The organism is Stenotrophomonas sp. YJH_SMC_46, assembly GCF_059370315.1.
The window spans coordinates 294985-316959 of the sequence record NZ_JCAFTO010000001.1 but is presented as its reverse complement, the minus strand read 5'-3'; the positions used below and the strand labels follow the sequence as shown (position 1 = coordinate 316959).

At 68.0% G+C, this 21975-nt stretch carries 8 protein-coding genes; all 8 read left to right on the top strand.

Annotated features, from left to right (window positions below; translation table 11 throughout):
- Positions 1-8: 8 nt before the first annotated feature.
- The 8 genes from gspK (at position 9) to AC5P8C_RS01430 (ending at position 21655) form a co-directional block, all read left to right on the top strand.
- A complete protein-coding gene (gene gspK / locus AC5P8C_RS01465; RefSeq protein ID WP_032955269.1) occupies positions 9-914 on the top strand; it encodes a type II secretion system minor pseudopilin GspK in 906 nt (301 codons plus the stop codon).
- Positions 911-2074 (top strand): type II secretion system protein GspL, encoded by a 1164-nt coding sequence (gene gspL / locus AC5P8C_RS01460; RefSeq protein WP_019659866.1) that lies wholly within the window; start codon positions 911-913, stop codon positions 2072-2074. Before gspK ends, gspL begins: the two co-directional genes overlap by 4 nt.
- Entirely contained in the window at positions 2071-2598 is a 528-nt protein-coding gene (locus AC5P8C_RS01455; RefSeq protein ID WP_019659865.1) for a type II secretion system protein M, read from the top strand. The genes gspL and AC5P8C_RS01455 overlap by 4 nt, the downstream gene beginning before the upstream one ends.
- Complete coding sequence (gene gspD / locus AC5P8C_RS01450; protein WP_019659864.1) at positions 2595-4976, top strand: type II secretion system secretin GspD; 2382 nt, start codon at positions 2595-2597, stop codon at positions 4974-4976. The genes AC5P8C_RS01455 and gspD overlap by 4 nt, the downstream gene beginning before the upstream one ends.
- The gene (gene gspE / locus AC5P8C_RS01445; RefSeq protein WP_019659863.1) at positions 4973-6406 is read left to right on the top strand and encodes a type II secretion system ATPase GspE; all 1434 of its coding nucleotides are present in this window, start codon (positions 4973-4975) and stop codon (positions 6404-6406) included. The genes gspD and gspE overlap by 4 nt, the downstream gene beginning before the upstream one ends.
- A gap of 7 nt (positions 6407-6413) precedes the next feature.
- Positions 6414-7613 (top strand): type II secretion system inner membrane protein GspF, encoded by a 1200-nt coding sequence (gspF, locus tag AC5P8C_RS01440; RefSeq protein WP_495218266.1) that lies wholly within the window; start codon positions 6414-6416, stop codon positions 7611-7613.
- 254 nt (positions 7614-7867) lie between these two features.
- On the top strand, positions 7868-9058 hold the full coding sequence (locus tag AC5P8C_RS01435) for a substrate-binding domain-containing protein (RefSeq protein ID WP_010485337.1): 1191 nt from the start codon (positions 7868-7870) through the stop codon (positions 9056-9058).
- Positions 9059-9262: 204 nt separating this feature from the next.
- Positions 9263-21655 carry a filamentous hemagglutinin family protein gene (locus AC5P8C_RS01430; protein ID WP_495218265.1) on the top strand — a complete coding sequence of 4131 codons (12393 nt, stop codon included), beginning with the start codon at positions 9263-9265 and terminating at the stop codon, positions 21653-21655.
- Positions 21656-21975 lie beyond the last annotated feature (320 nt).

The following is a 21975-nucleotide window of genomic DNA, read 5'->3' as shown; positions in this document are numbered from 1 at the left end:
GCGTGCTGATGACAGCCCGGACGCGTTCGGTCTCGTGCACCCGCCAGCGTGGCATGGCGGTGATCGTCGCCCTGCTTGTGGTGGCACTGGTGGCGGTGATTGCCACGGCACTGCTGACCCGGCAGTCGGCCCAGTTGCGTGCGCTGCGTGGTGACCAGCTACGCGCGCAGGTGCGCATGGCGGTGGACGCAACGCTGGAGCGTGCGGCGCAGCAGCTGCGTGAGGATGTAAAGGAACAGCTGACCACGGTGCGCAGCGGGCGCTGGGCGCGCCCGTTGGAACTGCAGGCGCCGTTGCCGGTGCAGCTGCAACTGGTCGATGCGCAGTCGATGTTCAACCTGCGCAACCTGCTGGCACATGGCAGGCCGGACCCCGAGGCGCGGCGCGCGTTCATCGCGTTGTGTGCTGCACAGGGGCTGGGCCAGGGTGCCTGCGCATCCGCGGCGGACCACATCCAGGCGCGCCTGCGCGACGGTGACATCCAGGCACAGGCCCCACTGCCGCGCGAATCACTGATCGCGCAGGCACTGGCCGGTGCCGATCCGGTGGCACTGCAGGCGCTGGCGCGACGCACCGTGGTGCTGCCGGCGCAGACCCTGGTCAACGCCAATACCAGCGACCTGAGCGTTCTGCAGGCGGTGACGCCTGCGGTCGAGCCCGCACGGCTGCAGGCGCTGCTCGGTGAGCGCGACGGCGGTCATTGGCTGCTCAACCGCGGCGACATCGCCAATCGACTTCAACTGAGCAACGAACAGATGGCCGTGCTTCCCCTGGGTATCCATAGCGAGTGGTTCCTGGCAGTCGGCCAGGTGCAGGCTGACGGCAGCGCGGTTGATTTTCGCGCGCTGCTCTGGCGCGAGTACCGCGACGATGGCGTGCGTGTGCAACGCGTGTGGACGAGGATCGGCGCATGACCGTGCAGCTTCGGGTGCGCTTGCCGGCGCTTGAGCGTCTGCGCGCCGACAGCGCGGTGGACTGGGCGCAGCTGCACAAGGGCGAGGTGCTGGCTCACGGCCGCGACACGCTGGCGGCGCTGGGCCTGCGCCATCCGCAGGCTGCGGTGCATGCCTGCCTCGATCCGAACGACCTGATCCTGCTGGAACTGCAGTTGCCACCGTTGTCCGGGCGCCGTCTGCAGTCGGCGCTGCAGGGTGAGGTGGAGGCGATGCTGCTGGATGACCTGCAGGAGGTAGCGCTGGCCCACGGTGTGCAGGCGACGGACGGCACGGTTCCTGTGGCCTGGCTGGGCCAGCAGGCGCTCCTGCAGGCGCAGCAGCTGCTGGCTTCGTGTGCACTGCGGTTGCAGGCGCTGTATCCGACGCCGCTGCTGCTGCCCTGGCAGGACGGTCATGCCACGCTGCAGGTCAGCGGCGAGCACCTGCTGGTACGCAGCGGGCGCGACCGGGGTTTCGTTCAATGGTATGGCGGACGTGATGCCTGTGCGGTGATGCAGGCGTTGGCAGTGCGCCTGCAACAGGCCGGCATGCAGGCCGTGCAGTGGATCGATGGTGTGCCGCCCACGTGGCCGGACAGCCTGCCGGCCACCGCCATCCCCCATGAACGGCAGGCCTCTGGCCCCTTGCCAGGCTGGTCATTGCCGCTGCCCGGGGCGAGCCAGAAAGCGCCGCGGCTTGCGATCGGGCTGGCATTGGCGGCGATGTTGCTGGCCGCGCTCGGTCTGCAGCTGCAGGTCTCGCGGTGGCGAAGTGAGGGCGAGGCCCTGCAACAGGACATGGCACGCCAGTTCAGCGCACGCTTCCCGGAGGTCACCGATGTGGTGGACCCGGTGTTGCAGGCGAGGCGAGCACTTGCGGTGCCACCGCCGGCGCCGCCATTGCCGCCGCTGCAGCGCCAGGTTGCCAGCACGCTGCAGGCGGTCCCGGAGCTGGCGGGGCAGGTGCGCAGCCTGCATTACCAACCGGGCCAGCTGGACATGGAGCTGGATGCCGATGCCCAGGCATTGGCCGATGATCCACAGCGACTTGAACGCTGGCAGCAGGCGGTGCAGGCGCAGGGCCTGCAGCTGGCGCGCGAAGCCGGTGGACGCCTGCGGGTGAACGGGGCTGGACAGTGACCACCCGAACCTTGCGACTGGGCGAGGGACTGGCAGGCCTGCAGCAGCGCTGGCAACGCCTGCCACCGCGCGACCGGCTGATGCTGTGGGTGATGGTGGTGGCGCTGCTCGCGGCGGGTCTGTGGATGTTGTGGCTGGAGCCGCTGCTGAAGCAGCGCACGCACTGGCAGGCCGAGCTGCCGCGGCTGCAGGCACAGGCGCGTGTACTGGCACCACTGCTGCAGGCACGCGAGCGCCAGCAGCAGACGCAGGGGCAGCGCCCGACGATGGCCGGGTTGCGTGATGGAATCAAGTCAGCCGGCCTCGCCGACGGACTGCATATCGAAGCGCGCGACGGGCGTTGGCACCTGCAGGTGCACGCGGTGCCCGCTGACGCGCTGTGGAACTGGCTGCTGCCCGTGCTGGCCGATCCGGCCATCGAACTGCAGCAGCTGCAACTGACACGCACAGGGGATGCGAACATGCCGGCGGCACGGATTTCCGGAAACATCGTGATGGCGCTCAACGTGGGTGCCCATCCATGAGGGCGATGCGCAGCCTTGCCTGCAGTACCGCACTGGCCTTGATCGTGTGCATGGCCCACGCACCGGCGTCGGTGCTGGCGCAGGACGCCCGCGATGAGCCGGTGCAGTTGAACCTGGTCGACACCGATATCGGTGGCGTGTTGCGCATGGCCGCACGCTTCACCGGCCGCCAGTTCCTGGTCGACCCACGGGTGACCGGCAAGATGACAGTGGTTTCCGATGGCCCGGTCAGCCGTACCCAGGCCTACCAGTTGCTGCTGGGCGCACTGCGCATGCGTGGCTTCGCCGTGGTAGAGAACGGCGGCGTCAGCCGGGTGGTGCCGCAGGCCGATGCCAAGCTGTTGGGAGGACGCGTCGGCACTGGTGGTGCCGGCGGTGAGGTGACCACCCGCACCTTCGCGCTGCGCTACGAGAACGCAGCCGCGCTGGTGGCGGTGCTGCGGCCGATGATCAGTCCGGACAATCCGATCACCGCCAATCCGGGCAACAACACCCTGGTGATCACTGACTACGCCGACAACCTGGAGCGCATCGCACGGGTGATCGCAAGCGTCGATACACCGGCCGGCATGGATACCGATGTGGTGAAGCTGCAGCAGGGGATTGCCGTTGACGTCGCGGCGATGGTCGCGCCGCTGCTGGATGCGCAGGGCGCCGAGCCCACCCAGAAGGTGGTGGTGATGGCTGACCCGCGCAGCAACAGCGTGCTGCTGCGTTCCAGCAGCCCCGGGCGCACCCGCCTGGCGCGTCAGCTGGTGGAGAAGCTGGACCGCGCGCAGGACGAGTCCGGCAACCTGCATGTGGTCTACCTGCGCAATGCCCAGGCCAACCAGCTGGCCGGTGTGCTGCGTGGCGTGGTGGCCGGGCAGAGCGATGCACCAGCGATGGGCAGCAATGAAGGCATCACGCCACTGCCGGGTGACGCCAATCGTTCCCCGCCAACGCAGCCGTCGCAGCCGCAGCAGGCCAAGACCGGAGGCAATGCGCTGGAATCGCAGCGCCTGGACCCGAGCCGCCGTGACCCGATCGATGCGGGAAGCACCGGCTTCAGCCAGAACGGCATCTCGGTGCAGGCGGACGTGGCCACCAATACCCTGCTGATCTCGGCACCGGAGCCGGTGTACCGCAACCTGCGGCGTGTGATCGACCAGCTCGACCAGCGCCGTGCACAGGTGCTGGTGGAAAGCCTGATCGTGGAGGTCAACCAGACCGACGCGGCTGAGCTGGGCGTGCAGTGGATGCTGGGCAATGGACGCACCTTTGGTGGCACCCACTTCGGTGGTGCCACCGGCGGCAGCGGGCTCAATACCGGCGCGCGTACCACGCTGGACGTGCTGCCCAAGGATGGCCTGAAGATCGGCGTGATCGACGGCACCATCAACCTGCCCGGTGTCGGCCAGATCCTCAACATGAAAGCGCTGGCCAACGCGCTGCAGAGCAAGGGCGGCGCCAACATCCTGTCCACGCCGAACCTGATGACGCTGGACAACGAGGCAGCCAGCATCATGGTCGGCCAGACCGTGCCGTTCGTCAGCGGCCGCTACGTCACCGACGGCGGTGGTGGCAGCAACAACCCGTTCCAGACCATCGTGCGCGAGGACGTGGGCCTGAAGCTGCGGGTGCGCCCGCAGATTTCCGAGGGCGGCACGGTGAAGCTGGACATCTACCAGGAAGTCAGCAGCATCGACGCGCAGAGTGCCAACAGTGCCGCCGGCATCATCACCAACAAGCGTGCGCTGGATACCAGTGTGCTGCTGGATGATGGCCAGATCATGGTGCTCGGTGGCCTGCTGGAGGACAACGTCAGCCATGGCCGTGATGCGGTGCCGGGCCTGGGTAGGATCCCGGTGCTGGGGGCGCTGTTCCGCAGTGATACGCGCAAGCGCTCCAAGACCAACCTGATGGTGTTCCTGCGCCCGCACGTGGTGCGTGACCCCGCCGCCGGCCAGCGTTTGACCCGCGACCGCTACGACTACATGCGCAATGCGCAGGCCGGTGCGCAACCCGTGCAGAGCTGGGCGTTGCCGGCGCTGTCGGCACCGCAGTTGCCGCCGCAGGACCTGTCTGTGCTCGGCCAGGGCAATGCGCGCGATGGCCAGGGCCAGCCGTTGCAGAACACCAGCCTGGCAGCGCTGTATCCGGCCGGTGACGGCGATGCTCAGCTGGTGCAGTTCGCACAGGGGCTGGACCCGGCGCGTGCCAGCCAGGGCGTGGCGCAGGTGCGGGCACTGGGCTTGCAGGCCTATGCCGAAGCGACGCCGGGCGAGAGCGGGCAGCGCCTGCGCGTGCGATTGCCGCGCGATCCGGCAACGCTGGACCCGGCACTGCAGCAGCTGCGTGGGCTGGGCTACACGCCGGAACTGGTGATTGGGCCGTGAGCGCCGCCGCGCCGCTGCCGTACGCCTGGGTGCGCAGCCATGGCGTGATGCTGTCCGAGGCCGGCGGCGAGCCGGTGCTGCTTGGCACCGCCGACACCGCGGCGTGGGCCGTGGCCGAGCTGCGCCGCCGGCATGGACCGCTGCCGTTCCAGACACTGGATGCCGCGACCTGGCAGCAGCGGCTGGGTGAGCAGTACCGTGACGGCGGTGATGCCGCTGCCGTGGTCGGTGCCGCCGAAAGCGAAGTCGACCTGGACCGGCTGATGCAGGACATGCCGGAGGTCACCGATCTGCTGGATGCGCAGGACGATGCGCCGGTGATCCGCATGATCAATGCGCTGCTGGCACAGGCTGCACGCGATGGCGCCAGCGATCTGCACATCGAGCCGTTCGAGACCCATTCGGTGGTGCGCTACCGCGTGGACGGCACGCTGCGCGACATGGTGCAGCCCCGGCGCGCACTGCATGCGGCGCTGGTGTCGCGCATCAAGATCATGGCCCACCTGGACATCGCCGAGAAGCGCCTGCCGCAGGACGGGCGCATCGCGATCCGTGTGGGCGGCCGGCCACTGGATATCCGTGTCTCCACGGTGCCGACGGGGCATGGTGAGCGTGCTGTGCTGCGCCTGCTGGAGAAGGATGCCGGCCGGCTGCAGCTGCAGCGACTCGGCATGGCCGATGACACCCTGGCCACGTTTACCGGGTTGATCCGGCAGCCGCACGGCATCGTGCTGGTCACCGGGCCGACCGGCAGCGGCAAGACCACGTCGCTGTACGCCGCACTGGGCCAGCTCGACAGCAGCACCAGCAACATCCTCACCGTGGAAGACCCGGTGGAGTACGACTTCGCCGGCATCGGCCAGATCCAGGTCAACGCGCGCATCGGCATGAGCTTTGGCACCGCGCTGCGCGCGATTCTTCGTCAGGATCCGGACACGATCATGATTGGTGAGATCCGCGACCTGGAAACCGCACAGATTGCGGTGCAGTCGTCGCTGACCGGGCATGGCGTGCTGGCCTCGCTGCACACCAACGATGCGATCTCGGCGGTGACCCGCCTGGCCGACATGGGCGTGGAGCCGTTCCTGCTGGCTTCGTCGTTGCGCGGCGTACTGGCGCAGCGGCTGGTGCGGCGGCTGTGCACGCAGTGCCGTCGTGCCGAGGTGGACGGCGAGGGTCGCACCGTATGGCGCGCGGTGGGCTGCGCGGCCTGCGCCAACAGCGGCTATCGCGGACGCACCGGCATCCATGAGTTGTTCGTGGTGGACGACCGCGCGCGCGCGTTGATCCATGAAGGGCAGGGCGAGCCTGCGCTACGAGAGGCGGCACGGCGTGCCGGCATGCGGACCCTGCGACAGGACGGCCAGCGCTGGGTCGACAGCGGGGTGACCACGCTGGAAGAAATCCTGCGCGTCACCGGCGACGACTGAGGTCTGCATGGCACTGTTCGACCACCAGGCTGCCAACGCGCAGGGCCGCATCGAGAAGGGTCAGCTGGATGCCGACAGCCCGCGCGGTGCGCGCCAGCTGTTGCGCGGGCGTGGGCTGACGCCTGTGCAGGTCAGCGCGGCGCGCAGTGCCGGCAGTGGCTGGGGCGCTCGGCGGCTGTCCGCCAGCGAGCTGGCCTGGGCCACGCGCCAGCTGGCCAGTCTGCTGGCCGCCAGCCTGCCGTTGGAAGGCGCATTGAGTGCGGTGATCGAGCAGGCCGAGCGCCCGCACGTGGCCCAGGCACTCACCGCGGTACGCGCCGACGTGCGTGCCGGACAGCGCCTGACCGTGGCATTGACCGCGCGGCCGCGCGATTTCCCACCGATTTATCGGGCACTGGTGGGGGCAGGCGAAGACTCCGGCGACCTGGCGCGAGTGATGGAGCGCCTGGCCGACTACATCGAAGAGCGCAACGCGCTGCAGGCCAAGGTGCTGACCGCCTTCATCTACCCGGCGGCGATCAGCCTGGTATCGGTGGCGATCGTGATTTTCCTGCTCAGCTACGTGGTGCCGCAGGTGGTGACCGCGTTCGTGCAGGCGCGGCAGACGCTGCCGATGCTGACCCAGGTGATGCTGGCGGCCAGCGCCTTCGTGCGCAGCTGGGGCGTGTGGGTAGGGCTGGGCATCGCTGCGCTGGTGGTGGCGTGGCGGCTGGCGCTGCGCCGGCCCGAGCTGCGCCTGCGCTGGGACGCGATGCTCATGCGGGTGCCGATGGTCGGGCGCTTCGTGCTGGGGGTGAATAGTGCGCGCTTTGCTTCGACGCTGGCGATCCTGCTGGATGCCGGTGTGCCGCTGCTGCGCGCGTTGGAAGCTGCGCGGCAGACCCTCGGCAACGCGTTGCTGGCGCGCTGTGCCGATGATGTGTCCGCGCGCGTGCGCGAAGGTGCCGCGCTTGGCTCTGCGCTGAAGGTGCAGAAGGTATATCCGCCGATCCTGGTGCATCTGGTGGCCAGTGGCGAGAAGACCGGTTCGCTGGCGCCGCTGCTGGATCGCGCCGCGCAGACCATCTCACGCGAGATCGAGCGTCGCGCGATGGCGCTGACCGCCCTGCTGGAACCGACCATGATCCTGGTGATGGGCGGCGTGGTGCTGACGATCGTGCTGGCGGTGCTGATGCCGATCATGGAAATGAACCAGCTGGTGCAGTGATGCGCAAAGCGCAACACGGGTAGCGCCGGGCCATGCCCGGCGAGCGCGCAGCACGGCGTGCCTTCGATTCTCCACACAATCCTCCACACCTTTTTCCGATCTTCCACAGGTTTCTTAAGCGGCCTGTCATCGGCGCGGACCAGCATGGACACGTCGCCGCAGAGTGGGCTGGGAGGCCCTCGGCGGCAGCAGGCGTGTAGTGACCGTTCCTCCCTTGGTGTTTCCCTTCGCAGTAAACCCTTCAGGAGAAGATCATGAACAAGTACAAGACCCTGGCCGCGCTGGTTGCTACCGCGCTGCTGGCCACTGCCGGTGCCGCTTCGGCCCAGACCGCCGTCACCGGCGGCGGCGCCTCGCTGCCGGCCGACCTCTACAAGGGTTCGGCTGACAGCATCCTGCCGGCCAACTTCAGCTACGCCGTGACCGGCTCGGGTACCGGCAAGAAGGCCTTCCTGGAAAACAACTCGGCGCTGTTCTCCACCACCGGTACCGTGCACTTCGCCGGTAGCGATTCGGTGCTGAGCAGCACCGAGCTGAACACCTACAACAGCACCTACAACGTGTCCGGCGATGCCAACCGCTACGGCGCCCTGGTGCAGATCCCGTCGGTAGCCACCTCGGTCACGATTCCGTTCAACAAGGCCGGTTCGGCCGTTGACCTGTCGGTGACCCAGATCTGCGGCATCTTCTCCGGCAAGATCACCAGCTGGTCGAGCATCGACAGCGCCCGCAGCGGTGCCATCCAGGTGGTCTACCGTGGCGAGAGCAGCGGTACCACCGAGCTGCTGGCCCGCTTCCTGACCAGCGCCTGCAAGCCGGCCGACGTCTCCGGTACCGCGCTGAAGCTGACCAATGGCGTGCCGGCTTTCTCGGTGCAGTCGACCTTCGCCAACCTGTTCACCACGGTTCCGTCGAACTTCGTCGCTGCCCCGGCCACCGGCGGCACCTCGGTGTACAACGCCGTGTACGCTGCCGATGGCCGCATCGGCTACGTCGGCCCGGACGTGATCCCGAGCCTGACCGACGCCACCAAGGTCGCCAAGGTCAAGGGTTTCTCGCCGGACGAAGTGAGCGTGCAGGCGACCTTGGAAACCGTCGCTCCGCCGACCGATGCCGCCGCTGAGAACCCGGCCAACTGGGTGCCGGTGTTCGGCAACCCGAACGCGGGCTACCCGATCGCGGGCTACACCAACTTCGTGTTCGGCCAGTGCTACAAGAACGGCACCGTGGGCGCCAACATCCGCGGCTTCCTGACCCGCCACTACGGCAGCACGGTGATCAACGGCGTGGAGCAGGGCCCGAACGACGCCGCCATCCGCGCGCACAAGTTCATCCCGCTGACCAAGGCCTGGCGTGATGCGATCCGCACCCGCTTTGCGACCGCCACCAACGCCGGGGCCGTGAACAACCCCAGCACCTGCTCGGGCATCGGCCGTCCGCTGTAACTGCGATTGCTTTGGTAGTTGCAGGAAACGTACAAGGGCGCCGGCAGCAATGCCGGCGCCTTCTGCGTATGTCCGCTGCATGACAGTGATGCGCCTGTCGCCTTCACGCCGCCGCCACCGTCTATGAGGTGCAGGGCGTGCCTGGCGCAGGCCCATCCGTACACGCCGCCGCCAGCGCGGCCCATCAGGTTGACGAGGTCCCCGATGTCGCACCCGCATTCGCCCACCGCCCGTTTCCCTGCTGCCCTGTGGCGCAGCCACCCGATGGCCTGGGCCGTCGCAGTGGCCCTCGGCAGCGTGGTGGCTCCGGCCACTCAGGCCCAACAGGCGTTCAGCCCCGGCTGGTTCGCCGAGCGCGGTGCGGCGCAGGGCGCGGCCGCACAGAGCGGGCGCATGCCCAATGGTGTGCCGATCCAGTTCCAGCTACCCGCGCAGCAGCAGGATGCGGCACGGCAGAAGCTGCAGCAGTCGATCGACAACCTTGGTACGGCCGCGCAGGCCATCGCCCTGCAGCAGCGCCTGCAGGAACAGGCACGGCAGGCGCGCCGCGAGGCGGGATTCGTAGTGGCCGATGGCCTGGGCAAGGATGGCCTGAAGGTTGACGAGAATCCGTTGACGCGTGGCTGGATCAATGCGCGCGACGCGATCCAGTCGCAGGCGGCCGACGGGCGGGTGCTGGTCAACATCGAGCAGACCGCCGACCAGGCGATCCTGAACTGGGAAACCTTCAACATTGGTGGCAACACCACACTGAATTTCCTGCAGAACCCCGACTGGGCCGTGTTGAACCGGGTCAATGATCCCGCCGCAAGGCCCAGCCAGATCCTTGGCCAGCTGAAGGCCAATGGCACGGTGTTCGTGGCCAACCGCAACGGTGTGGTGTTCGGCAACAACAGCCAGGTCAATGTCCGCAATCTGGTGGCAGCGGCCGCACGCATCAGCGATGCGCAGTTCCGCGAGCAGGGCCTGTACAGTGCCGACGCGAACACCTCGGCGCTGACCGACGCCGTGGGCAAGGTCATGGTCGAACGCGGTGCGCGCATCACCACGTACGAACCGACCACGGCTACACGGGGCGGCGGTTATGTGCTGCTGGCTGGCCACAGCGTGGAAAACGCGGGCCAGATTGAAACCCGCAAGGGACAGACCCAGCTGGCCGCCGGTGACAGTTTCGTGATCCGTCGCGGCGTGGGAACCGCCCAGAACACCGCGTCCACCACCCGCGGCAATGAGATTGCCCCGCGCTTCGTCGCTGACAGCACGGCGGGCAGTGTTCGCAACAGTGGTCTGATCCAGGCGCGCGAAGGCGATGTCACGCTGGCCGGCCGCACCGTCGAGCAGGCCGGCGTTGCGGTTGCGACCACCACGTTGAACCAGCGCGGTACGGTGCACCTGTTGAACTCGGCGTCCGATGCGGCCGGCAGCGTGACCCTGGCCGCCGGCTCGACCACGGCAGTACTGCTGGAAGACGATGGCAAGAGCACGGCGCTGGACAGCCAGCGCAACGTGCTCATCAAGGAATCGGCCGAGCAGGACAAGCTGCGCGGTTCCAGCAACAGTGGCACCTTCGACAATCTCTCGCGCCTGCAGGACCGCCGTGAGCAATCCCGCATCGAAGTCGTCTCCGGCGGCGATGTGAACTTCCAGGCCGGTTCGCTGGCGGTGGCCACCGGCGGCCAGGTGATCGCCGACGCCAGCCGGCGCAGCTATCTGGATGATGGCGCGCGCGTGGACGTCTCCGGTGCGGTGGGTGTGCAGGTGGCGATGGAAAGCAACAACGTCAAGGTGAAGGTGCAGGGCAATGAGTTGCGCGATTCGCCGGACAACCGTGACAGCGGCAAGCTGATCAGCAGCGAGGTGTGGATCGACCGCCGCCAGTTGACCGAAGTTGCCGCCGGTACCGGCGGTTATGAAGGCACGCGCTGGTATGCCGGCGGCGGCCTGCTGGAAGTGGGTGGCTACCTGGACAATCAGGGGCATTCGATCAGCGAATGGGCGGCGCAGGGCGGCACCGTCCAGCTGGCAGGCAAGGAAGTGGTCAGCCACGCCGGTTCGCGCATCAATCTGGCCGGTGGCAGCCTGGATGTGCAGTCCGGCGTGGTGCAGCAGAGCTGGCTGCGTGGCCGCGACGGGCAGTTGTACCGGCTTGATGATGCACCGGCCGAGATGCTGTACGACGGTCTGTACCAGGGCTATGAAGTGAAGCAGGAGCGGTGGGGGGTGACCGAATCGTTCCGCAATCCGCTGGTGGCACCCACCCAGCGTTTCGACAATGGCTATACCGTGGGACGCGATGCTGGCCGCCTGTTGATCTCGGCGCCCACGGCCGTTCTGCAGGGCCAGGTGGATACGGTGGCCTTCCAGGGCGCACAGCAGACGCGCCGGCCCGATCAGGAGCAGGAGGGCTACGCGCAGGCACAGACGGCGGCGGCCCGCAACGCCCAGCTCTGGCTCGGGCGTTTCGACAACAGCGGGCGCAGCGCGGTGTTCGACTCGAATGTCCGCATTGGAGCGCTCCAGGCCGACACCCGGCCGTGGACGCTGCAGGCGCCAGTCGGGGAAGCACAGCGCAATACCGTGTGGTTGGACAGTGAGGTGCTGAGCGCCCAGCGATGGGGGCAGGTGGACCTCGCATCGGCCGGTCGTATCGACCTCGATGGCACGCTCAGGTTGCAGGAGGGCGGCCGGCTTGGACTCACCGCAAGCCGCGTCAACTTTGGTGGAACGGTGCAGATTGCCGGCGGGCAGGTGGAAGCCGGAAATCTGCTTGCGGCGCTTGGCGGGCCCACGGCATTGCTGACGTCCGGACGTGGTGCGGTGGATGTTGCGGCTGGCGCACGGATCGATCTTGGCGGCGGTTGGGGCAACGCGCTTGCTGCGCCGGATGGCGGTCCCGCACAGGCGTGGATCGACGGCGGACAGGTGCGCTTCAACAGCAGCCACGATATCCATGTGGGCGAGCGGGCCGCGATTCTGGTCGATGGCGGCGGCGCGATCGATGCCAGTGGCAAGGGGCGCGTAGGCAAGGGTGGCAGTGTCAGCCTGCTCGCGGCCAGCACCGAGGTTGGCACTGACGGCAGCGGACGGATCCGTATCGGCGAGGACGCACGCTTCAGCGCGCTCGGCAATGGCAGCGGCAACTTCACGTTGGCAACCGGCGGTGTGGTGTCCATCGGCGCGCCTGGCACGGATGCATCGGCGGCGTCGCTGCGACTGCAGCCAGCACTGTTCAGGAGTGGGTTTGCCGGCTATGACATCGCCGGTCACAACGGATTGACGGTTGAAGAAGGTACCCAGCTGCAGGTGGAACGACCGGCGCTGCGGCTGGCCGAAGGCGCACAGCAGGCACTGACCCGCGAGCTGGGCGTGCAGGCCTGGACGCCGTCGCTGTATGAGGCCGATCCGAGCAGCGGGCGTGTGTCGCAGCGCGGCGGTGCGCGCCTGACACTGCGCGCCGGGCATCTGCTGTCCACGGCCGATCTGCGCGTTGGCAAGGGCGCCAGGATCGAGGTCGACCCGGGCCAGTCGATCGAACTGTTCAGCGCCGGCAACTTGAAGGTGGCCGGCAACCTGAAGGCGGCCGGCGGCCGCATCCGCCTGGATGAGGCATTCGATCCGTCGGGCGTACGCGGCGATGCACGCCGCGAGCGCCAGTGGACAATCGCCGAAGGCGCACTGCTTGACGTGAGTGGCGATAGCGTTTCCCTGCCCGACGCGCGCCGGACATTGCGCGGACAGGTGCGCAAGGGTGGAACGATCGAGATCGGGGGGGCGCTGGACTGGGAAGACCAGGACAACGTACGCCACCTGCCGCCCGATACCTTCGTGGTGGTGGAGCGCGGTGCGCGGCTGGACGCGTCCGGTGCTTCGGCGCTGCTGGACATTGATGGCAGCGGGCGCACCCGGGTGGACAGCGATGGCGGCAGCATCGTGCTGCGCGCGGGCAATGCGCTGTACCTGCAGGGCGAACTGGACGCAGCAGCGGGCGGCGACGGCGCGCGCGGCGGCACCCTCGGTGTTGCCTTTGGGGGCGGCACCTACGGCAGAACGGCAGTGGGCAAGGACGTGCTGGCGCCGCGGGTGATCTCGCTGACCCAGCACGCCGCGCAGACGGCGGACCTGCCTGCACGCCTTGAGTACGGCCATGCGGCACTGTCGGTGGAGCAGATCGAGGCCGGTGGTTTCGATCATCTGGCCCTGTTCGGCGACTTCCGCGCCCAGGGAGATGTCAATCTGCGCATGGACCAGACCCTGCGCATCCATGGCATGAATGAGCGCGCCCTGGGGTTTGCGGAAGGCAACAGCGAGGGCAGCCGCCTGTTGCTGAGCGCGCCCTACGTGCGCCTTGCGCAGGGACGCTGGTGGCAGCCGGCGGGGGAGGGCACGCTGCGGCCGGTCGAGGCGCGGTTCGACGAAGGGAAGCAACATCGTTTCGATGTGAAGGCGAACCTGATCGACCTGCGCGACGTTAGCTGGCTGGCGGGCTTCGACCATGTCAACCTGGACAGCCGTGGCGACATCCGCCTGCTGGCACCGGGAGCCAGCAGCGCCCAGGAAACTTCGTTGTCGTCCCCGGGTTCGATCGATATCAGTGCAGCCCGTCTGTACCCGGCGGCCCGGGCGCGCGGGCGCATCGTCGCTGGCGTTGCGGACATCGGTCCGTCGGGACAGCCTGCCTGGCAGAACCCGGAAGCTGTATTGCGCATCCACGGCGTTGGCAGTGCCACGCAACCGGCACCGGATTCGGCATTCGGCCGCCTGGAACTGGTCGCGGCGACGGTGGTGCAGGGCGGCAACGTGCAGGCGCCGTGGGGCCGCGTCCAACTGGGTGGCGGTGAAAGAAACACCAATCGCGCCAGCCGCGTCGACCTGCTGGGTGGCAGCGTGACCTCGATCAGTGGCGCCGGCCTGGCGCTTCCGTTTGGCGGTACCGTGGACGGTGTGACATGGCGCCGGAACGGCGCCGAGTTCGATGTGCTGGTTCCTGGATCGATCGATGCCCCGATCGGTGTGGACATCGTCGCCAACGCCTTCAACGGTGCCGCAGGCAGCATCGTGGATGTCTCCGGCGGAGGTGAGTTGACCGGCGCTGCGTTCGTCGCCGGGCGCGGTGGCTCGGTCGATGTCCTGCGGCATTCGTTGGCGGATGCCAATCCACGCTATGGCTTCAGTCGCGCGGGCAATGCGGTCTACGCAATCGTGCCGGGCCGAGCGGACGTGCAGGCACCGCTGGCGACCGGTGACGGCAGCGTCGATCCCCGTGTCGGCCAGGAGATCGTCATTCCGGACGGCGTGCCTGGACTCCCGGCGGGAACCTACACGTTGCTGCCGGCGAACTACGCATTGCAGAAGGGCGCATTCCGCGTCGAGATCGGTGCCGAGAGCGCGCTGGGCAACGTCTCGCCGGTGGCGACCGGCACCGGCTCCTGGCGCATCAGCGGGCACCGCGCGCAGGGCCTGGGCGGGGCGGTGTCGCCGTTGCTCACCGACCTGGTGCTGACACCAGCGGAGGCGGTTCGCCGCCACGCCGGCTACAACGAAACATCCTACAACGCGTTCGTGCACGGCGTGGCCGAGCGGCGTGGCGAAGCGCTGCGCTGGCGGACGGTGGATGCCGGGAGCCTCAACCTGGTGTTCGGTGAAGGCGCAGGACGGTCGGGTACCCCGGCGGCAACCTTCCTCGGCCTGTCCCGCTTTGGCGCCGGCAGCAGTGACGGGCTCGGCGGCACGCTCTCGGTCAATCTGCGTGTCTCCAATGGTGCAACGCTGGAGATCGCCAGCGAGGGCGCCGATGCCGCCAGCGGGCGCGGCGCTACCGTCTCCGATACCACGCTCAATGCATTCCGTCCGGTAACGATGCTGATCGGCGGCACGCTGCGGCGCGATGCAACCACCTATGCGCTGGAGGGCGGCGCACAGCACATCGTGGTGCGCAACGGCGTCAACCTGACGGCGCAGGAAGTGCTGCTGTCGGCCGCGTTCGGAGGCAGGGGTATCCTTGTCGAGCAGGGCGTTTCGATCGACACCCTGTCCCAGTCGGGCCCGTCGAGCGTGGCGCAGCCCACGGCGCCCTACCTGGTCGCGGGCGGCCTGCTTGCCGTGTCCAACCAGCGCCTGACGGCGCTCAGTGCACAGGGCGGAAGTGCCGGCGGGCCGGTAGCGATCGACATCGGCGGTTGCGAGGCGGACTGCAGTGGGCAGACCCGATTGCTGTCGGCGGGCAGCATCAACGTGGTCACCGACGGCGCCTTGAACATGGGTGACTCGCTGAGCTATGGCACGCGCCAGCTCGGCCTGGGCATGTCCGCACTCAACCTGGGCAGCACCGAGGCCATTGCGATGGCGTCGGCGGCCGGCGGCCTGCCCACGGGCATGACCATGAACCAGGAGGTGCTGCAGCGGTTGCTGCGCGGAAACACCGCCATCGGCGCTCCCGCACTGGAGGCGCTCAGCCTGACCGCGCGTGATGCCATCAACGTGTTCGGCAGTGTCGACCTGGATACGCGCGATGGCGCGACCGGTCGCAGCAGCCTGCGCAATCTGGTGCTGGGTGCGCCGGCCATCCACGGCTATGCTGCCGCCACCGACCGCGCGCGCATCTTCGCCGACACGCTGGCCTGGGATGGGACACTGACCGGCACCGACCTGCCCGGCGGCGAGCTGGCACAACCGCCCGGCGAGGCGATGGTGGGCCGGCTCGGCCAAGGGCAGCTGGAGATCAATACACGGGTGCTGGAACTGGGGCGTGCGCCGTTCACCCGCCCCAACTCGTCTGTGGCGGCCGGTCGCCAGGTGCTCGGCTTTGCCGGCGTTACCCTGGCAGCGTCGGACCGCATGCTGTTCTCGGGCAAGGGCAGCCTCGATGTGTTCCAGCAGCAGGGCGACTATCTGCCAGGCAGCGGCTGGCAGTTCAGTGGCGGCGCGCTGGACATCGTCACTCCGCTGCTGACCGGTGATGCCGGTGCGCAGCTGGCAATCCGCAATGGCGGTACGGTGCAGCTGCGCGGCGCCGCGGCGACCGCGGGCAGCGATGCGTTGGGTGCCGAGTTGTCCATCACGGCCGAACGCGTTGTGATCGACAGCAGGGTGGCGTTGGCGTCCGGCAGGTTCGAGGCCAACGCACGCCAGGGCGTGGTGCTTGGCAGCAATGCAGTGCTGGACATGGCAGGGCGCAAGGTCAGCCTGTTCGACGTGGACAAGTACAGCTGGGGCGGTGACGTGGCGCTGTCGAGCCGCGAAGGTGACATCGTTGCCGACGCGGCGTCGCGGATCGATCTTTCCGCCCGCAACAACCGCGGCGGCCGCTTGACCGTTGCTGCGCTGGGCCCGCAGGACGGCCGTGTCGATCTGGCAGGTTCGTTGCTTGGCGGTGCCAGCGGCCGCTACGACGCCGGTGGCACCGAAGTGCCCTATGACGGTGGCGAAGTGGTGGTGCGCGCACGCCAGTTGCAGGACTTCTCCGGGCTCAATACACGGCTTACCGCCGATGGTATTACCGGTGGCCGGACCTTCCAGTTGAGCGAAGGCGACCTGGTGATCGGCGATGAGGTGAAGGCCCGCAACGTTGATATCAGCGTCGATGGCGGCAGCCTGCAGGTCAATGGCCGCATTGATGCCAGTGGCGAACAGGTCGGCAGCATCCGCCTGTCCGCCCGCGACGTGCTGCGTATCGATGGCACGTTGGACGCGCATGGCAGCGCCTTGCGCGTGGACAGCTACGGCAAGATCATCGACAGCCCGAACCGGGCCATGATCGAACTGACCTCGGCCAACGGCAGCCTGCAGCTGGGTGCGGCTGCCTCGATGGACCTGCGCGCCGGCACGTCGGTGGCCACCGGTAGCGGGCCGGGCCAGAACGACGGCCGCGCACGCGGCAGCGTCAAGCTCAACGTGCCCCGCGTGGGCAGCAACGATGCAGCGATCGAGGTGGCCAGCGGCATCCGCATCGCCGGTGCCGGCGATGTGCAGGTCAACGCCTTCCGCAGCTATGATTCGGCGCCTTTGGCCAGCGCTCCGGACGTGCATGGCCATCGTCCGCAGGTGATCAACCAGCAATGGTTGGATACGGTGGTGGATCCGGACAACAGCCAATGGATGAACGCCGCGCTGGCCAATACCGGATTGCAGCAGCGCATCTCCGCACTGGGCAGCTATCGCCTGCGCCCCGGTGTGCAGATCATGGCGCGAACCAGCAGTGACAACCCGCGCGGTGATCTGGTCGTGGCCGGTGATATCGATCTGTCCGGCTACCGCTACGGACCGCAGTCGAACCGGGCCGATCCTGCGCGCCGTGGCTTCGGTGAGTCGGCCGCGCTGGTACTGCGTGCCGAGGGCGACGTCAATGTCTACGGCAGCATCAACGATGGGTTCGCGCCACCGCCTGCCAATCCCGATGAAGACGGCTGGGTGTTGCTGGAAGGACGCAGTACGGGTTCACCGAACACCGCGTTTGGCGGTGACCTGATCGTGCCGGGCGAGGGTGTCCAGCTCCAGGGCGGCACCGAGTTCCGCGCCGGTGCCACGCTGAATTATGCGCTGCCCTTCGAGGCGGTAACCCTGCCGGCCGGAACCGTGCTACCGGCGGAGATGGTGTTGTCCGGGCCGCTGCTGCTGCCGGCCGGTACCGTGCTGGGCGCGGTAGTGACCACAGACAGCGGACAGGTGATGGTGGCCGGCACCGTGCTGGCACAGGCGCTGGCGTTGCAGTCCGGTGCCCGACTGGGTGCCGGTTTCCGCCTGCGCACGCCGGCGCCGTTGGCCGCACAGGTGTGGCCGGCCGGCGTCGCCCTGCCCATGGCGATGAAGCTTTCAGGCGCGCTGAACCTGCATGCCGGTGCGATCATCCCGTCGATGACCAAGGTGGAGCTGCCAGGCGATGCACCGGTGAAGCTGCGGGCGGCCGATGCCAGCGGACGCCAGGGCCGCAACTGGGCGCTGGCGGCCATGCTGCCCGAAGGCACCACCTCGTGGGACCTGACCGCGGTGGCCGGTGCTGATACGACCGCCGCCGATCCGCGTACCCGGCGCTGGGGGAGTGACGGCAGCATCGTGCTGGCCGACAGCCACTACAGCACCATCGGTACGGTGACCACGACGACGGAATGGAAGGGCGACCGCGTGATCACCGTGGATGGCTCGCTGGATCTATGGGGCGATGAGTCGTGGGTCGGAAAACCCGTAGCGGATCTCGCTCGGGAGCTTGGCATGACCGAGAGCGATGTCTGTGATTCCGGACCCTACTGCGGTCCGGCCCCGCGCCTGGTCGACAAGGAAGGCTCGCTGGCATGGTGGGGCGATGAATCGTGGGTCGGCCGCCCGGCTACGGAGCTCGGGGCCGAGATGGGCATGTCGGAGGAAGAAATCTGCGCGGCGATGGGCTACTGCTATGGCGGCGGCACGTTGACTGAAGTCACGACCTATGGCAAGCGCCTGGGTGCACCGGCCTGGAGCGTCCTGCGCACCGGCAAGGGTGACCTGGCGCTGCTGGCCGTGCAGGATGTGCGCATGAAGTCCGGTTTCGGTGTGTACACCGCAGGTGCGCCGACGGCGCTGGGTGATGGCCGTGACACGCAGTTCACCCCGGGGCGGGCCCCAGTGCCCAGGAACACCGCGCTGCTGGGCCCGGTCCAGGCGTCCGGCCGCTACGATGCCGCCATCGCCACTTACCAGGCGTGGTATCCCGACCAGGGTGGCAATCTGCACGTGCAAGCGGGCCGCGATATCACCGGTGATACCTGGAGCGCGCGCGCAGAGGCGGGCACGCCGCAGCGCGACCAGGCCGGGCATTCCAGCGCCGCGGTGGGCAACTGGTTGTGGCGCCAGGGATCGGGCACGACTGCTGGTGTAGTGCAGAGCGCAACCAGCTGGTGGATCAATTTCGGTACCTACAGCACGGTGGGCCCTGAGCTGGATGCGACGCCTCGCCTGGTCGGCTTTACCGGTTTCGGCACGCTGGGCGGCGGTAATCTGTCCTTGGAAGCAGGCCGCCACTCGGGCGTGATCGCGCCGATGGGCAATGCTCTGGGATTGTTGACGGCGCCCCATTCCAGCGCGATCGTCGCGGCGGTCGGGTCGACCGGACGGGTCAGCAACGGTGAATTGCATCTGACGGGGGGCGGAGACCTGACGCTGCGAAGCGGCGGAGCGGTCAACCCCGGCCTGCGCGCAAGCGCGCAGCAGCCCGAAGGTTTCCAGCAGGATCTGGATCTCAACGGCACCGTGACCAATCTACGCGGCAGCACGCTGCTGCAGGCGGCGCGCATCGGCGGTCTCAGCGCGATACAAAGCAGCTACGGCACGTTGGGCCTGCACAATCCGTTCGTGGCCGACGCACCCGTTGCGATGGCCGGGCCGGTGCTGGCGCTGGGCGATTCCACCGCCCAGGTGCAGGCGCGCGGCGATGTGGTACTGGGTAGTGCCGCCGATCCCGGCCGGGTTCCCGTGGCCAATTTCAACGATATCCTGCTGGAAGGGGGCGGTCACGCGTCGGGCACAAGCTGGTTCTCGCTGTGGACGCCGCGCACCGCGCTCGACCTGTTCTCCGCAGGCGGAAATCTCTCGCCGGGCCTGGTTGGCACGCAGCACACGACCGGCAGCAACCAGGGTAGGGAGGTGATCAGGATCAACCCCAGCAATGGCGATGCCTATCTCAACTACTGGTTGTATCCCTCCCGGTTCACGGCCATCGCGGCCTCCGGGAACATCAATCTCGCCAGTCTGCGCAGTGGCAGCGTGCCCGATGCCCAGGACGTCATCGTGCTGGCGCCCTCGGCGTCGGGTCGGCTGGAGGTATTGGCGGGAGGATCGATCCTGGCTACCGACCGGGCCACTCAGATTGTGCGCTCAAGCAGTGATGCCCGTGTCCCCGGGCCATTCAATCCCGGCTTCATCGCGCAAGGCCCCGGAAACGCGGGAACCGTGCGCAGCAATGTACCCGCGGACGGGAACGGCGCCAGTCCTGGCACTACGCTGCCGTACTTTGCCTTCGGTCCCAATACCGCGCTCGGCGTGCTGTTGCCAACCACACCGACCGTGGCCAGCCGGTTCTATGCAGTGGCCGGCGATATCATCGGGCTGGGAAGCGGCGACAGGCGGCAACTGTCGCGCAATGCCGAGAACGGCGCGCGTACCGTATTCGACTGGTACGAAGCGGGCTCGGCGGTACAGCTGCGCGCCGGTCGCGATGTGATCGGCGCGGATGTCACCGCGCTCAACACCAGCGGTACCGATATCAGCGGGATCGAAGCGGGCCGGGACATCATCCGCAGCAACCTGACGGTTGCCGGCCCCGGCAACGTCGAAGTGAGTGCGGGCCGGCAGCTGCGCCAGGAAGAGGCCGGAAGCATCGTGAGCCTGGGCGGCGTCGTGCAAGGCGATGCCCGTCCCGGCGCCAGCATCGCAGTGACTGCCGGCAACCAGGGCATTGATTTCGATGCACTGCGCACGCACTACCTGGATCCGGCCAACCTCGCCGATTCCTCGCAGTCGTTGGCTGCGCAGCCGGGCAAGGCGGTGAAGATCTACGACAAGGAGTTGAGGGAGTGGCTGCAGCAGCGCTTCGGTCTGGCGGTTGATGGCGCCGAGGCCCTGGCAGCATTCGACCGGCTGCCGAAGGAACAGCAGCGCATCTTCCTGCGCCAGGTCTACTACGCCGAACTGCGTGAAGGTGGCCGCGAGTACACCGATGCCGAAGGTCCGCGTTTCGGTTCTTACCTGCGCGGCCGCGAGGCCATCGCCACGCTGATGCCGGACAAGGATGCGACGGGGGCGACGATCCAGCGCACCGGCGACATCCTGATGTACGGGGGCTCCGGCGTGCGTACCGAAGCCGGCGGCAACATCGAGCTGATGGCGCCGGGCGGACAGATCGTGGTGGGTGTGCAGGGCGTGGTGCCGCCGGCCAGTGCCGGGCTGGTGACCCAGGGGCAGGGTGACATCCGTCTGTTCAGCCAGGACAGCGTTCTGCTGGGGCTGTCTCGGGTGATGACAACGTTCGGCGGAGACATCCTGGCCTGGTCGGAGCAGGGTGACATCAACGCCGGTCGTGGTTCGCAGACCACGTTGTTGTACACGCCACCGCGTCGCGTCTATGACGGCTGGGGCAACGTGATCCTGTCGCCGCAGGCCCCGGCCAGTGGTGCAGGTATCGCAACGTTGAACCCCATTGCCGAAGTACGACCGGGCGACGTCGACCTGATCGCGCCGCTGGGCACCATCGATGCGGGCGAGGCTGGCATCCGCGTCTCGGGCAACATCAACCTGGCCGCGCTGCAGGTGCTCAATGCCGCCAACATCCAGGTACAGGGTGAAAGCAAGGGCCTGCCCGTGCTGGCCACGGTGAACGTCAACGCGCTGGCCTCGGCCAGTGCAGCAGCCAACAGCGCCAGCCAAGCGGCACAGGATGTGATGCGCAAGAGCCAGGATGATGCGCGGCGCAACCAGCCTTCGGTGATCAGTGTGCAGATCCTCGGCTTCGGCAGCGGCACCAGCAGCATCAACCCGCCGGCGCGTGGCAATACTGCCAACGCTGGCTATGACGCCAACAGTGCCTTCCAGTTCCCGCAGGCAAGTCGCGACGAGGGAACGCAGCGCCGGTAGGCCTCTTGCAAGCGTGCCGACCAACGGTCGGCACCAAGGTAGATCCACGCCTTGCGTGGATGCGATCGGGCCGGAAGAACGGACAGCATCGGGCCAGCCGCCACGGAGCGGTGGCGGCCCCAGCCAGGACGGCACGGAGGGCAGGGAGCGGCCATCAGCGGTGAGGACCACCGACACAACGCCGCCGGGTGCAGGAGAGTGCCCGGCGGCAGGCGGGGGGATCCATGCAATGCGCGGATTCCGGAGCCAACAACAATGCCGACCAACGGTCGGCACCCACCAAGGCACGGTCGGCACCCACCGTAGATCCACGCCGTGCG